The following is a 13650-nucleotide window of genomic DNA, read 5'->3' as shown; positions in this document are numbered from 1 at the left end:
TTAATCGTGGAGCTTGATGCCGAAGCGCAGGGCAATGCCCAGGCCGATGGCCACCAGCGTGATATTGATGAACGACAGGGCGGCGACCAGCTCGACGGCACCGGCGGCCCACATCGAGACGATCATCGAGCCGATCACCTCGGTGCCGGGCGAGAGCAGGTACACGCCGGTCGAGTATTCGCGCTCGAAGATCAGGAACACCATCAGCCAGGCGCCCAAGAGGCCGTACCTGACCAGGGGCAGGGTGACGTCGCGGGTGACCTGGCCGCGGCGGGCACCGACCGCGCGGGCCGCTTCTTCCAGTTCCGGGCCCACCTGCAGCAGGGCGGTAGTGATCAGGCGCAGGCCGTAGGCCATCCACACCACCGAATAGGCCAGCCAGACCGAGAAGATGGTCGAGCGCAGCGCCCGCAACTGCGGCACGAAACTGTCGACCAGCCAGCGCGCGACATCGTTGTCGAAGCCCTTGAGGAAGTTGTCCAGCAAGGACGGCACGAACAGGAACACCCACAGGAAGGACAGGCCCGCCAGCAAGCCCGGCACCGCCCGCGGCACCAGCACGCTGTAGTCGAGGAAGCGGGTCACGCCATCGTTCTTGCGGTGCATCGCCAGCGCCACGGCGCTGTAGCACACCACCGCCAGCGCACCGCCGATGACGCCGATCAACACCGTATTGATGATGCCGCGCACCAGCGAAGGTTGGTTCCAGACATCACGGAAGTTCTGCAGGGTCAGCACCTCGAGCAGGTCGACGCCATCGCCCCAGTGCGACACGAAGGTACGCAAGGCAATGCCCGACAGCGGCACGATCACGGTAAATACCAGCCAGCCGGCGATCAGCGCGAAGGCGATCCAGCGCCACTTGCCCAGCGGCAGTGCCTTCTGGCGCGCGCCCTTGCCCTTGATCGAAACGTACTTGTTGGCCGACTTGAGCAGCCAGCGCTGCAGCATCACCAATGGCATGGTCACCGCCACCAGGCATACCGCCACGGCCGCCATGAGGTGATACGACGGCGTGCCCAGCTTGTTGGTCAGCTTGTAGAGATAGGTGGCCAGCACCAGGTGGCCTTCGGGGTCGCCCAGCACCAGCACCAGGCCGAACACCTCGAAACCGAGGAAGAACACCAGCACTCCCGAATAGGCCAGCGCCGGCATGATCATCGGCAGCGACACGTTCAGCGCCACCTGCAACGGCGAGGCGCCGGCCACCCGGGCCGCTTCCTCGACGTCCGAGCCCAGGCTCTTGAGGGCGGCCGAGGCATACAGGTACACATGCGGCACGTGGGTCAGGCCGGCGATGATGACGATGGCGGGGAAGGAATAGACATTCCAGGGGGCACCCTCGAAGCCGAACACCGACAGCAGGTTGCGCACCCACACCGTATAGAAGCCCACTGGTCCCATCGACACCACGTAGCCGAAGCCGATCACCATGGGCGAGACGAAGATCGGCACCAGCAGCATCGGCGCGATCCAGCCGCGCCCGGGCAGGTCGGTGCGCACCATCAGGAAGGCCAGCATGCCGCCCAGCGGCACGGCGATCAGCGCCAGCCCCGAGGCCAGGTAGAAACCGTTGACGAAAGCCTGCTGGAAGTCGGTATCGTCGAAGATGAACCGGTACGAGTCCAGCGTCAGCGTCTTGACCGGCGCGAAGAACGGTGCCGACAGGAAGCTCTGGTAGAAAATCAGCAGCAACGGTACGAAGATGACCAGTGCGGCCAGCAGCACGACCACGCCGCGTGGCCAGTTCAGGCGCGCCAGCAGGCCTGTCGAGCCGGCCTCGCTGCGCGCAGGGGAAGAAAGTGTTTGCATGATCTGCCATTCAAAAGTGCAACGATTTCGCGGGCATCCGGCCCGGATCCGGGCAAGCCTGCGGCCAGGGAGGTCGCCGGGGCGACTTCCCGACGGGAAGACAACATCGTGGAAAACCGATCCGGCCGCTCAACCGGATCGTGTGCGGCGACAGCCGCGGCGGATCACTTCTTGCCGGCGGCTTGCTTCCATTGCTTCAGGAACGCCAGTCGCTTGCCCTGGTCGAGGTACTCCAGCAGGCCGGTATCGACCGGCATCGGCTTCAATGCCGTGCCCAGCTGCTTGTTCAGTTCGGCCGACGTGGTCGCGCCGGTGACGTCGGCACGGATGGCGAACAATTGCGCATCGTTGGCGATGATGGTCTGGCCGCGCTTGGACAGGATGTAGTCCAGCCACAGCTTGGCTGCATTGATGTTCTTGGCCGACTTGTTGACGAAGATGACGCGCGACAGCACCAGGTTGTAGTCCTTGGTGAAGGCGATGCCGATCGACGGGTCCTTCTTGGCGCGGGTCAGGGCATACGGGCCCAGGATGTTGTAGCCGATCAGGTTTTCACCCGACGAGATGCGCTCGAGCATGGTGCCGGTGGACGACTGCACCCGCACCGCCACGCCGCCCAGGGCCCGGGCGAAATCCCAGAACTGCGGGTCGAGCTTCAAGTCGTGGGTGATCAGGCTGAAGCCGACGCCGGATTTCTCGATGTCGTAGGTGGTGACCTTGTTCTTGTACTTGTCGAGCTTGGTGGTGAGCAGCTTGGTGAATTCGGCATGGGTGGTCGGCACCTCGGCCTCGGGCACCAGGCGCTTGTTGTAGACGATGGCGGTCGGTTCGAAGGTGGTGCCGTAGGCGCTGTCCTTCCAGTTGGCCCAGCCCGGCACGGCGCCCGCCTCGGGCGACTTGTAGTTCAGCGCGTAGCCTTCCGAGGCCAGCTTCATCTGCAAGTCCATCGACGACGACCACATCACATCGGCCGTGGCGCCGCCGGCGGCAGCCTCGGAGATGAAGCGGTTGTAGACCTCGGTCGAATTCATGTCGTTGTACTCGACCTTGACGGCGGGGTAGAGCGCGCTGAAATCGCGGATCAGTGCCTCGGCCGCCTTGGAATCGGTGGTGCTGTAGACCACCACCTTGCCTTCCTTCTTGGCGCCCTCGACCAGCTTGGCGTAGTCGGCCGGGTAGCCGGCAGGGGTCTGGGCCGATGCGCCCGCAGACCAGGCGGCCAGCGGCAGGGTCAAGGCCAGGGCCAGGGTGATGCGGCGTTTTGCGAACATGTGGAGTCTCCTGAGTTATTGATGGTTGATGCCAGGGGCGCGGTCAGCGGACCAGCCCCAGATCCTGCGATTGCCTGCGATATTGCTCGACCACCCGATGGATGTGCTCGGTCAATGCGGCGCCGGTCATGGCAAACGGATACAACCCGCTGGCCGCGCGCTGGCGCTGGAATTGCTCGCTGGCCATGGTCTGCTCGAACAACGCCACCCAGCGCCGGTACTCGGCGTCGCTGACCTGGGCACTCATGTAGAAGCCGCGAATGATCGGCCACACCACGTCGAAGCCTTGCTCCCGGGCCGTGGGCACGCCCGACAGCGCGCCCGGCAGGCGTTGCTCGGCCAGCACCGCCAGCACCCGGAACTGGCCGTTGCTGGCATATTGGGTCGCCTCCGAGGCGTCGCCCGAGATCATCTGCACATGGCCGGCCTGCAAGGCGGTGAATGATTCGCCGCCGCCTTCCAACGCCACGAAGCGCAGGTCCCTGGGGTCGACGTTGGCGCGTCGCGCAATCATCGCGACCTTGAGCCAGTCCTGGCTGCCGATGGTGCCGGACACGCCGATGGTGATCTTGCCCGGGTCGCGCCGCATGGCCTCGGCCAGGTCGCGCAGGTTGCGGTAGGGCGCGTCGCTGCGCACGGCGATCATGCCGTAGTCGACACCGATGGCAGCCAGCCAGCGCACGTCCGACACTGCTGCCTTGCCGTACTTGCCCTGCGCCAGGTTGAGCAGCGAGCCACCCGAAAAGGTCACCAGCGTCTCGGGCCCGCCGCGTCGCTGCGACACCACCGAGCTCCAGGCCACCGCACCGATGCCGCCGGGCAGGTAACTGATCTTCACGCCCGCGCCCGGTGCCTCGCCGGTCGCCGGCAAGCTCTTGCGCATGACCTTGCAGGCGCCGTCCATGCCACCGCCGGGCTTGGCCGGGACGATGCACTCCACCGCCTGCGCGGCAAAAGCGAAGGACGTCAGCAGGCAAGCCAGCAGCAGGCAACGCCGCACGGACCCGGCCATGGCGCGGTTCAGGCGCGCGACGGGGCGTGGTACGGGTCGTGATATGGGGCCAGGTCCGGGTCCTGGACCCAGGCGTGGTTCGGGCAATACAGGGGCCGACGATGCAAAATCATGGCTTGTCTCCAATAATCGGTTTTTATTGATCTGATGTTGTGAGCGGATGCTACCGGGCCAATCTTTCAATAGGCTTTCAGTGTCGGGAAAGAGTCGCCACGGGCCCGTGGCGGCGGCTACTGCAACCCCGCCGGTTCTGTTAGCATCCGCAGCTATCGCGGGCTGCGCCTGTGTCTTGCGGTCGAATTGCGTCATCGGTTCGGTCCTGGTTGTCGCGCGCCCAAATGCCTTCTTTTTTTCATGGTGATCATGCGCATTCTATTGGTGGAAGACCACGTCGAGCTGTCCCGCTGGCTGGCCAAGGCCCTGCAGGACGCCCATCTTGGCGTCGAGTGCGCCAGCAACGGCGCCGATGCCGACAGCCTGTTGCTGACCCAGGAGTATGCGCTGGTCATCCTCGACCTGACGCTGCCTAAGATGGATGGGCTCGACGTGCTCAAGCGCCTGCGCGCGCGCGGCAGCCGCACGCCGGTGTTGATCCTGACCGCGCGCGGCGGCCTCAACGACCGGGTGCAGGGGCTCAACCTGGGCGCCGACGACTACCTGGCCAAGCCGTTCGAGCTGGTCGAGCTCGAAGCGCGGGTCAAGGCGCTGCTGCGGCGCGCACAAGGCAACGAAGCCGTCACCATCACCTGCGGCGCCCTCAGCTTCGACACCGTCGCCCGCATGTTCACCTACGGCGGGGCGATGCTGGCCCTGACACCACGCGAACATGCCGTGCTGGAGGCATTGATTACCCGCGCCGGGCGCACCGTGCCCAAGGAAAAGCTGTTCCAGGAAGTGTTTTCCCTGGATGACAACGCCAACGTCGACGCCATCGAGATCTACATCCATCGGGTACGCAAGAAACTCGAGGCGATCGAACAGGGGCGGGTGTCGATCACCACCTTGCGCGGCCTCGGTTACCTGTTGCAGGCGGCCTGATGCTGCGCCGACTGGCCATCGCCAGGCTGGGCAGCCTGCGCAGCCAGCTGATGCGCTGGTTGCTGGTGCCGCTGCTGGTCCTGGTGGCGGTCGACGCGATCTCGGTCTACTACAACGCGCTGGAAGTGGCCGACATCGCCTACGACCGGTCGCTGCTGGCATCGACCCGGGCGCTGGCCGAGCGGGTCTCGGTGGTGGACGGCCAGGTGGTGGCCGACGTGCCCTACGTGGCGCTCGACAGTTTCGAGACCGATACCCTGGGCCGGATCTACTACAAGGTCACCGCGCCCAACGGCGAGTTCGTGTCGGGCTACGACGACCTGCCGTCGCTGCCGGCCGACGTCAAGCGCTCCGAAGCCTATCCGGCGCTGGTACGTTTCTACCATGCCGACTATCACGGCCAGCCGGTGCGCATCGCCGCGCTGTACCAGCCGCTGTACGACGACAGCATGCGTGGCATTGCGCTCATCCAGGTCGGCGAGACCATGGATGCGCGGCGCGGCATGACGCGCAAGATCCTGTTCGATACGGTCTGGCGCCAAGGGGTACTGGTCGTGGTCGCGGCCCTGCTGGTATGGTTCGCGGTGCGCTTTGCGCTGCGCCCGCTGATGCAATTGCGCAGCGATGTCGAGTCGCGGGCGCCGACCGACCTGTCCGACTTCGATCCGCAGCGGGTCCACAAGGAAATGCGGCCCCTGGTGCTGGCCATGAACGGCTACATGGAACGGCTGCAGACCCTGATCAAGGGGCAACGGCGCTTCATCGCCGACGCCTCGCACCAGCTGCGCACGCCCCTGACGGTGTTGAAGACCCAGGCCGAGCTGGCCTTGCGCGAATTCGATCGCAGTCCGGCCGACCCCCGCGCGCTGCGCGAGCTGGTCCACAGCATTGCCGGCACCACCGATTCGACGGTGCACCTGGCCAACCGGCTGCTGACCCTGGCGCGCGCCGAACACGGCGCGGCCGAAGGCGGCATGATGCCGGTGGCGTTGGCCGAGGCGGCGCGGCAGGTGGCCCTGGAGCTGGCGCAGAATGCCGTGGCCAAGCACATCGACCTGTCGTTCGAGGCCAGCGACGAGGTGTCGATCGACGGCAGCCCGCTGCTGTTGCACGAACTGGTGGTCAACCTGCTCGATAACGCCATCCGCTATACGCCGCGCGGCGGCCGGATCGTCGTGCGGGTGTTCGGCCAGGCCATCGGCGACGACCCGCATGCGGTACTGGAAGTGGCCGACAGTGGTCCCGGCATTGCCGAGCAGGACCGCGAGCGGGTGTTTGCGCCGTTCTATCGCGCGCCCTCGGCGCAAGTGGCCAACCCGCACGGCGCCGGGCTGGGGATGTCCATCGTGCGCGACATCGCCTCGGCCCATCGCGGCGAGATTCGCCTGTCGCATGGCACCGATGAACAGGGTCGACCCCAGGGCCTGGTGGTCATGGTGCGCTTTGCGGCGTCGGCGCGCAGCTAGGGCGCCGCTCAGCAAATCGGGCTCGACGGCACCCGGACCCGACGCTGGCAAAGGCCAGGCTGCGAAAGTCGGCAGGGGGCCGGTTAAATCAACGCCAAGCCTGTCGCAGATCAAGCCCGGCCCCGGTTGCGGCCCCGGCGCCCATCGTCGCTGGCTACACTGCAGGCATTTCCTGTCATGCCTGCCCGGGACGAGACGATGCTAGCCAGACTCAAAGCGATGTTCCAGTACTTCAACCAAGCCGTGCCGTTCCGGCTGGTGCCCGCGCTCATCACCACCGCGGTGCTGTTGTCGCTGCTGGCCAGCCCCACGCCCAGCGGGCTCGAACCCGATGCCTGGCACCTGGTGGCGATCTTCCTGACCACCATCGTGGCGATCATCCTCAAGGTCATGCCGATCGGCGTCATGGCCATGATGGCCATTGTCATCGTGTCGCTATCGCAGGTCACGTCGAACTCGTCCAAGGGCGCCATCGCCGATGCCCTGGGCAGTTTCTCGAACCCTCTGATCTGGCTCATCGTGGTTGCCATCCTGATCTCGCGCGGGCTCAAGAAGACCGGCCTGGGCCAGCGTGTGGGACTGATGTTCATCGCTCGGCTGGGCCGGCGCACCATCGGTATCGGCTATGGCCTGGCCATCTGCGAACTGGTGCTGGCGCCGTTCACGCCCAGCAATACGGCCCGCGGCGGCGGCATCGTCCATCCCATCATGAAGTCCATCGCCAACGCCTTCGAGTCCGACCCTGCCAAGGGGACCCAGGGCCGGGTCGGCACCTATCTGGCGCTGGTCAACTACCATGCCAACCCGATCACCTCGGCCATGTTCCTCACTGCCACCGCGCCCAACCCGCTGGTGCTCAACATGGTGGCCAAGGCCAGCGGCCACGCGCTGCAACTGAGCTGGACCACCTGGGCCCTGTGCATGCTGCTGCCGGGCCTGGCGTGCCTGGCCCTGATGCCGCTGGCGATCTACCTGCTGGCCCCGCCCGCACTCAAGAGCACCCCCAACGCCATCGACTTCGCCCGTGCCGAGCTGGCGCGCATGGGGCCGCTGGGTGGCAGCGAAAAGGTCATGCTGGGCACGTTTGCCTTGCTGCTGCTGTTATGGGCCAACGTGCCGGCCATGCTGCTGGGCCCGGCCTTCACGCTGGACCCCACGGTGGTGGCCTTCGTCGGCCTGTTCGTGCTGATCATCACCGGCACCATCGACTGGGACGACGTGCTCGCCGAAAAGAGTGCCTGGGATACCCTGGTCTGGTTCGGCGCACTGGTCATGCTGGCCGAGCAGTTGAACAAGACCGGCGTGATCGCCTGGTTCTCGGGCGGCATGAAGGCCGCGATCCTGGCCAGCGGCATGGACTGGACGGCAGCCGGCATCGTCCTGCTGCTGGTGTTCGTGCTGTCGCATTATTTCTTCGCCAGTACCACCGCGCACGTCAGCGCCATGCTGCTGGCGTTCCTGACGGTGGGGGCGCAGCTGATCCCGCCGGCCTACCTGGCGCCGTTCATGCTGATGATGACTGCCGGGTCCGCCATCATGATGACCCTGACCCATTACGCCACCGGTACTTCACCGATCATCTTCGGCAGCGGCTATGTGGGCATGGGGCAATGGTGGCGGGTCGGCCTGATCATGTGCGTGGGCGAGCTGCTGGTGTTTGCCGGCGTCGGCGCCCTGTGGTGGAAGTTGCTGGGCTACTGGTGATCCAGGGGTGGCCAGTGGCCCAGCTGGTCGCCGATGCGTGGCTTGAGGTGTTCCCACACCCGATGCACGACGCGTGCGGTGTCGGCCTCGCCAAAGGCCTGGGCCAGTTCCTGCTGCACCTGGAAATGCAGGTACAGCAAGCCCCGCAACGACGCGAAGGCGTGCGCGCTGTCATGGCCGCAATCGCGGGCATCGTTATCCAGTACGCGCGCCAGCACGCCCGGCTCCAGGATGCGTACCTGGCAGATCGTGGCCAGGCGCACGATCTCCAGGTCCAGCTGTTCCAGGCTCGCGCTCCATTCCTGATGGGTGTGGCGTTCCGCGCCAGGTCTGTCCTGCATTGGCTTTCTCCGATGTCCATGTAAAACCCCGCCGCTGCCCGGGCAGCGGCGGGGACGGCACTGCACAACTCGATTCTAGTCCAGGTCCGGCACGATGCGGCCATCGATCCGGCCGTGCTCCATGCGCGCGAAGATGGCATCGATGTTGTCCAGCTTGTCCCAGCTGACGTGGGCTGCCATTTTGGCTTCGGCGGCTTTCATTGTCTGCGTCATATGCACGCCTTCGGGCGAGATGGGGCGGTCGGTTTCCTGCCTCGACACTATGCGCTGGCGTGCGCCTGCCGTGAATGCAGGCAATGCACGAAACTTGATCTGGGTTGGCTGCACGAACAAAAGCGGTCGGGGGGCGACATGGGCCGGTTTTTCCAACGGCCCGGCGCAAAACGCATTTGCTAATGCGAAATCGGTCGTTCCGCAAAGCAGCACGCGCCCCGTAATCTCCGCTCTGTTTTCAGAACCCCCTGTCAGGAAAAACAATGCGCGCAAATCGCCGGCAGTTCTTGCTGTCATCCGGAGCCCTCCTGGTCGCCTCGGCCTGGCCAGGCATCGTCTACTCGCAGAGCGAGCCGCGTCGCGGCGGGGTGCTCAATGTCCACCTCGGTTCCGAGCAGCGCATCCTCAATCCGTCGCTGCGGGCGTCCACCGGTGTCTACATCGTCACCAGCAAGATCATCGAAGCGCTGGTCGACCTCGACGCCGACGGCAAGCCGGTGCCGCAACTGGCTACCTCGTGGAGCACCTCGGCCGACGGCCGGACCATCACCTTCAAGTTGCGCCAGGGCGTGAAGTGGCACGACGGCAAGCCGTTCACGTCGGCCGACGTCCAATACAATGCGCTCGAGCTGTGGAAGAAGCAGCTCAATTTCGCCACCGCGCTGCAGTTGTACCTGCATGCGGTCGATACCCCGGACGCCCACACGGTGGTGTTTCGCTACGAACGCCCGATGCCGCTCGACCTGCTGCTGCGCGCGCTGGCCGACCTCGGCTACGTGGTGCCGCGGCATGTGTTCGAGGGCAAGAACGTGCTGGAGAATCCGGCCAACACGGCGCCGATCGGCACCGGCCCTTACAGGTTCGTCCAATACCAGCGCGGGCAGTACATCATCGCCGAACGCAATCCCGATTACTGGCGCCGTGGCCTGCCTTACCTGGACCGGGTGGTCTGGCGCATCATCACCGACAAGTCGGCCGCCACCGCCGCCATCGAGACCGGACAGATCCAGCTGAGCGCCTATTCGCAACTGTCGCTGGCCGACCTCGACCGGCTGCGCAAGGATCCCAGGTTCGAGGTGCGCAGCAAGGGCCTGGAAGCCAACGTATTCAACAACACCCTCGAATTCAACTTCCGCCGCAAGGAGCTGGCCGATGTGCGCGTGCGGCGCGCCATCGTGCATGCGATCGACATCGATTTCTTCATCGAGAACTTCCTCTACGGCCTGGGCAAGCCGGCCTCGGGGCCGATCCCGGCGAGCTCGTCGTTCTTCCCCAAGGGCAGCAAGCCGCCGTACCCCTTCGATGCCAAGCGCGCCGAGGCGCTGCTGGACGAGGCCGGCTACAAGCGCGGCCGCGGCGGCGTGCGCTTCAGCCTCAAGCTGGTGCCGATACAGAACGGCGAAGACGTGCCGCTGCTGGCAACCTTCATCCAGCAGTCGCTGGAGCAGGTGGGGATCAAGGTCGAGATCGTGCAATACGATATCGCCGGCGCGCTCAACGCGGTCTACAAGGACAATACCTTCGATATCGCCACCGGCTGGCACCAGTATCGCGGCGACCCGGCGGTCTCGACCACCGTCTGGTACCGCTCGGGCAGCCCGGCCGGCGCGCCCTGGACCAACCAGTACGGCTGGAAGTCGGACAAGGTCGACAAGCTCATCGACGACGCCGCCACCGAGATCGACCCGGCCAAGCGACGCGCGCTGTATGGCCAATGGGTCAAGACCGTGAACGACGAGTTGCCGATCTGGATGGCCACCGAGCGCGAGTTCTACTCGGTGCTCAGCCGCCACGTGCATGACAGCCACAACAACGCACGGTGGCCATCGAGCAGCTGGCACGATACGTGGATCAGCGCATAAGGGGGCAGGGCATGCGCTTTCTCGCCCTGGCCGCGCGCCGCCTGCTGGCGGCGTTGCCGGCCTTGCTGATCATCCTGGCCGGGCTGTTCCTGCTGCTGCAACTGGCGCCCGGTAATACCGTCGACGCGCTGGTGGCGCAGATGGGCGGGGCCGACGCCACCATGATCGCCAACCTGCGCCAGTACTACCAGCTCAACGACTCGGTCTCGGTGCGCCTGGGCGACTACCTGTGGCGCCTGGTCCACCTCGACCTGGGCCATTCGGCCATCTATGGCAAGCCGGTGGCCAGCGTGATTGCCGAGCGCCTGCCGGCCACTTTGCTGCTGATGGGTTCGTCGCTGGCCATCGCCTTTGGGCTGGGCATGGCGCTGGGCGTGCTGGCGGCGCGCCGGGTCAATCGCTGGCCCGACAACCTGATCTCGACCCTGGGCCTGGTGTTCTATGCCACGCCGTCGTTCTGGTTCGGCCTGATGGGTATCTTCGTGTTTGCCGTGTGGCTCGACTGGCTGCCCTCGGGCGGCTTCGAATCGATCGACCTCGCCTTGCACGGCCTGGCGCGGGTGGCCGACATCGCCTGGCACCTGACGCTGCCCACCATCACCTTGTCGCTGATCTTCCTGGCCATCTACCTGCGCATCATGCGCGCGGCGATGCTGGAGGTCTCGACCCAGGACTTCATCCGCACCGCGCGCGCCAAGGGCGTGGGCGAGACCGCCGTGGTGGCGCGCCACATGCTGCGCAATGCCTTGCTGCCGATGGTCACGCTGGTCGGCCTGCAGGCCGGCACCATGCTGGGCGGCTCGGTGGTGGTCGAGACCGTGTTCTCGCTGCCGGGCCTGGGGCGGCTGGCCTACGAAGCGGTGGTGCAGCGCGACCTCAACACCTTGCTGGGGATCGTGTTCGTCTCGGCCTTGCTGGTCATCGCCATCAATTTCGTGGTCGACATGCTGTATGCCCGACTCGACCCCCGCATCGCCGGCCCCCATTGACCTGCCGTCCTCCCGACATCGACATGAACCTGTTCAAACGCTACCTGCGCAACCCCGCCGCCGTGGTCGGCCTGGCGTTGCTGATGCTGGTGATACTGGGCGCGCTCGGCGCCGACTTCGCCTTCCCGCGCAATCCGCTGTCGCTGGCCGGACGTCCGCTGCAATGGCCGGGTGACAATGCACGCTTCCTGTTCGGCACCGACCAGGTCGGGCGCGATATCGCGGCGCAGATCCTGCATGGCGCGCGGGTATCGCTGGCCATCGGCCTGGTGGCCACCGCCATTGCCGCCTTCATCGGCCTGGTCATCGGTGCGCTGGCCGGGTTCTATGGCGGCTGGGCCGACGACGTGCTCATGCGCCTCACCGAGGCCTTCCAGATATTGCCCAATTTCCTGTTGCTGCTGGTGCTGGTGGCGGTATTCGGCTCCGAGATCCAGACCGTGGTGCTGTCGATCGGGCTGGTGTCATGGCCGCCGGTGGCGCGCCTGACCCGTTCCGAGTTCCTCACGCTGCGCCAGCGCGAATTCGTGCAGGCCGCACGCAGCCTGGGGGTGGGCGACTTCAAGCTGATCTTTCGCGAGATCCTGCCCAATGCGCTGCCGCCGGTGATCGTCTACGCCGGCGTCATCATGGCCGTGGCGATCCTGCTCGAGAGCGCGCTGGCCTTTCTCAACCTGTCCGACCCCAACGTACCGTCGTGGGGCAACCTGATCGGCGCCGGCCGGGGCGTCATCAGGGTCCAGTGGTATGTATCGGCCATCCCCGGGGTGGCGATCCTGGTGACGGTGCTGGGTATCTCGCTGGTCGGCCAGGGTCTCAACGACGCCCTCAATCCAAGGTTGCACCGCTCATGAACGCCATCGACACCACCGCAGGACTGACGGCACCGCTGCTGTCGCTGCGCAATCTCTCGGTCGCCTTGCCTGCCGGCGCCGACCGGGCGCTGGCACTGGACGACGTTTCGTTCGACCTGCGCGCCGGTGAAGTGCTGTGCGTGGTCGGCGAGAGCGGTTCGGGCAAGTCGCTCACCGCCAGCGCCTTGCTGGGCCTGCTGCCCGATGGCGTGCGCCGCGGTGCGGGCCAGGCGCTGTGGGAAGGCGGGCAGGACATCCTCGCGCTGTCGCCGCCGGCATTGCGCAGCCTGCGCGGGCGGCGCATCGGCATGATCTTCCAGGAGCCGATGAGCGCCCTGAACCCGCTGCACACCATCGGCCGCCAGCTGGCCGAGGTGTTCCAGGTGCATACGCAACTCAAGCGCGCCGAGATCGACGCCCGCGTGCTGGACCTGCTGGCGTCGGTGCAGATCGCCGACGCCCGGCGCACCTTGTGGGCGTATCCCCACGAACTGTCGGGCGGGCAGCGGCAACGGGTGATGATCGCCATGGCGCTGGCGTTGGAGCCGGCACTGCTGATCGCCGACGAGCCCACCACCGCGCTCGACGTCACCACCCAGGCCCAGATCCTGCAATTGATCCACGACCTGCAACGGCGGCGCGGTACCGCGGTGCTGTTCATCACCCACGATTTCGGGGTGGTGGCCGAGATCGCCGACCGGGTAGTGGTAATGCAACGCGGCAAGCTGGTCGAATCCGGCAGCGCAGCCGAGGTATTGCAGGCGCCGCGTCATCCTTATACCCGCAGCCTGATCGCGGCCGTACCGTCGATGGTGCCGCCGCCGCTACGGCAGTGGCCCGCAGGTGCGCCGGCCGCACTGGAGATCCACGGCCTGTGCAAGACCTATCGCCCGCGCGGCTGGTTCAATCGCCTCGGCCGCACCACCCATGCGGTGGCCGATGTCAGCCTGGTGCTGGCGTCCGGCTCCACGCTGGGCGTGGTCGGTGAAAGCGGCTCGGGCAAGTCGACCCTGGCGCGCCTGCTGCTGGGCCTGGTCGCCCCCGATGCCGGCAGCCTGCTGGTCAACGGCCAGCCGCTGGCGGCCGGG

General features: G+C 66.1%; 12 protein-coding genes. 7 read left to right on the top strand and 5 right to left on the bottom strand.

All coding sequences use genetic code 11. The features are described from left to right. The 3 genes from PMI40_RS19115 to PMI40_RS19105 form a co-directional block, all read right to left on the bottom strand. Nucleotides 1-1812 carry an iron ABC transporter permease gene (locus tag PMI40_RS19115; RefSeq protein WP_008118749.1) on the bottom strand — a complete coding sequence of 604 codons (1812 nt, stop codon included), beginning with the start codon at nt 1810-1812 and terminating at the stop codon, nt 1-3. A 164-nt stretch (nt 1813-1976) separates the two neighbouring features. After that, entirely contained in the window at nt 1977-3083 is a 1107-nt protein-coding gene (locus PMI40_RS19110) for an ABC transporter substrate-binding protein (protein WP_008118746.1), read from the bottom strand. Between the two features lie 43 nt (nt 3084-3126). After that, nucleotides 3127-4095: a tripartite tricarboxylate transporter substrate binding protein gene (locus PMI40_RS19105; RefSeq protein ID WP_008118744.1), complete on the bottom strand. Its 969-nt coding sequence runs from the start codon at nt 4093-4095 to the stop codon at nt 3127-3129. Nucleotides 4096-4458: 363 nt separating this feature from the next. Between PMI40_RS19105 and PMI40_RS19100 the strand changes: the two genes are divergently transcribed. The 3 genes from PMI40_RS19100 (at nt 4459) to PMI40_RS19090 (ending at nt 8303) form a co-directional block, all read left to right on the top strand. Continuing rightward, entirely contained in the window at nt 4459-5133 is a 675-nt protein-coding gene (locus PMI40_RS19100) for a response regulator (RefSeq protein WP_040502447.1), read from the top strand. After that, nucleotides 5133-6599 (top strand): sensor histidine kinase, encoded by a 1467-nt coding sequence (locus tag PMI40_RS19095; protein WP_008118737.1) that lies wholly within the window; start codon nt 5133-5135, stop codon nt 6597-6599. Before PMI40_RS19100 ends, PMI40_RS19095 begins: the two co-directional genes overlap by 1 nt. Nucleotides 6600-6797: 198 nt before the next feature. Further along, nucleotides 6798-8303 carry a DASS family sodium-coupled anion symporter gene (locus PMI40_RS19090; protein WP_008118735.1) on the top strand — a complete coding sequence of 502 codons (1506 nt, stop codon included), beginning with the start codon at nt 6798-6800 and terminating at the stop codon, nt 8301-8303. Here PMI40_RS19090 and PMI40_RS19085 read toward each other — a convergent pair. Beyond that, the gene (locus tag PMI40_RS19085; RefSeq protein ID WP_008118733.1) at nt 8294-8644 is read right to left on the bottom strand and encodes a hypothetical protein; all 351 of its coding nucleotides are present in this window, start codon (nt 8642-8644) and stop codon (nt 8294-8296) included. The genes PMI40_RS19090 and PMI40_RS19085 overlap by 10 nt on opposite strands. Before the next feature lie 75 nt (nt 8645-8719). Then, nucleotides 8720-9154, bottom strand: coding sequence for a hypothetical protein (locus tag PMI40_RS24450; protein WP_238540986.1), 435 nt, complete (start codon nt 9152-9154; stop codon nt 8720-8722). Here PMI40_RS24450 and PMI40_RS19075 point away from each other — a divergent pair. The 4 genes from PMI40_RS19075 to PMI40_RS19060 form a co-directional block, all read left to right on the top strand. Continuing rightward, nucleotides 9121-10719, top strand: a complete 1599-nt coding sequence (locus PMI40_RS19075; protein WP_008118729.1) for an ABC transporter substrate-binding protein — start codon at nt 9121-9123, stop codon at nt 10717-10719. The genes PMI40_RS24450 and PMI40_RS19075 overlap by 34 nt on opposite strands. An 11-nt stretch (nt 10720-10730) precedes the next feature. Further along, entirely contained in the window at nt 10731-11708 is a 978-nt protein-coding gene (locus tag PMI40_RS19070) for an ABC transporter permease (RefSeq protein WP_008118727.1), read from the top strand. A 23-nt stretch (nt 11709-11731) separates the two neighbouring features. Then, nucleotides 11732-12562 (top strand): ABC transporter permease, encoded by an 831-nt coding sequence (locus PMI40_RS19065; RefSeq protein WP_008118726.1) that lies wholly within the window; start codon nt 11732-11734, stop codon nt 12560-12562. Then, nucleotides 12559-13650, top strand: a 1092-nt coding sequence (locus tag PMI40_RS19060) for an ABC transporter ATP-binding protein (RefSeq protein ID WP_008118723.1), incomplete at its 3' end; no start/stop codon positions are given. The genes PMI40_RS19065 and PMI40_RS19060, both read left to right, overlap by 4 nt.

It is taken from the genome of Herbaspirillum sp. YR522, from assembly GCF_000282575.1.
Classification (GTDB): domain Bacteria; phylum Pseudomonadota; class Gammaproteobacteria; order Burkholderiales; family Burkholderiaceae_D; genus Herbaspirillum.
The sequence above is the reverse complement of the archived record's forward strand: the minus strand, read 5'-3'. Positions and strand labels throughout refer to the sequence as shown.

Bases quoted from the DNA above. Each gene is read 5' to 3' on its own strand.
- PMI40_RS19115 (WP_008118749.1), bottom strand. From the start codon at position 1,812: ATGCAAACACTTTCTTCCCCTGCGCGCAGCGAGGCCGGCTCGACAGGC.
- PMI40_RS19110 (WP_008118746.1), bottom strand. From the start codon at position 3,083: ATGTTCGCAAAACGCCGCATCACCCTGGCCCTGGCCTTGACCCTGCCG.
- PMI40_RS19105 (WP_008118744.1), bottom strand. From the start codon at position 4,095: ATGGCCGGGTCCGTGCGGCGTTGCCTGCTGCTGGCTTGCCTGCTGACG.
- PMI40_RS19100 (WP_040502447.1), top strand. From the start codon at position 4,459: ATGCGCATTCTATTGGTGGAAGACCACGTCGAGCTGTCCCGCTGGCTG.
- PMI40_RS19095 (WP_008118737.1), top strand. From the start codon at position 5,133: ATGCTGCGCCGACTGGCCATCGCCAGGCTGGGCAGCCTGCGCAGCCAG.
- PMI40_RS19090 (WP_008118735.1), top strand. From the start codon at position 6,798: ATGCTAGCCAGACTCAAAGCGATGTTCCAGTACTTCAACCAAGCCGTG.
- PMI40_RS19085 (WP_008118733.1), bottom strand. From the start codon at position 8,644: ATGCAGGACAGACCTGGCGCGGAACGCCACACCCATCAGGAATGGAGC.
- PMI40_RS19075 (WP_008118729.1), top strand. From the start codon at position 9,121: ATGCGCGCAAATCGCCGGCAGTTCTTGCTGTCATCCGGAGCCCTCCTG.
- PMI40_RS24450 (WP_238540986.1), bottom strand. From the start codon at position 9,154: ATGACAGCAAGAACTGCCGGCGATTTGCGCGCATTGTTTTTCCTGACA.
- PMI40_RS19070 (WP_008118727.1), top strand. From the start codon at position 10,731: ATGCGCTTTCTCGCCCTGGCCGCGCGCCGCCTGCTGGCGGCGTTGCCG.
- PMI40_RS19065 (WP_008118726.1), top strand. From the start codon at position 11,732: ATGAACCTGTTCAAACGCTACCTGCGCAACCCCGCCGCCGTGGTCGGC.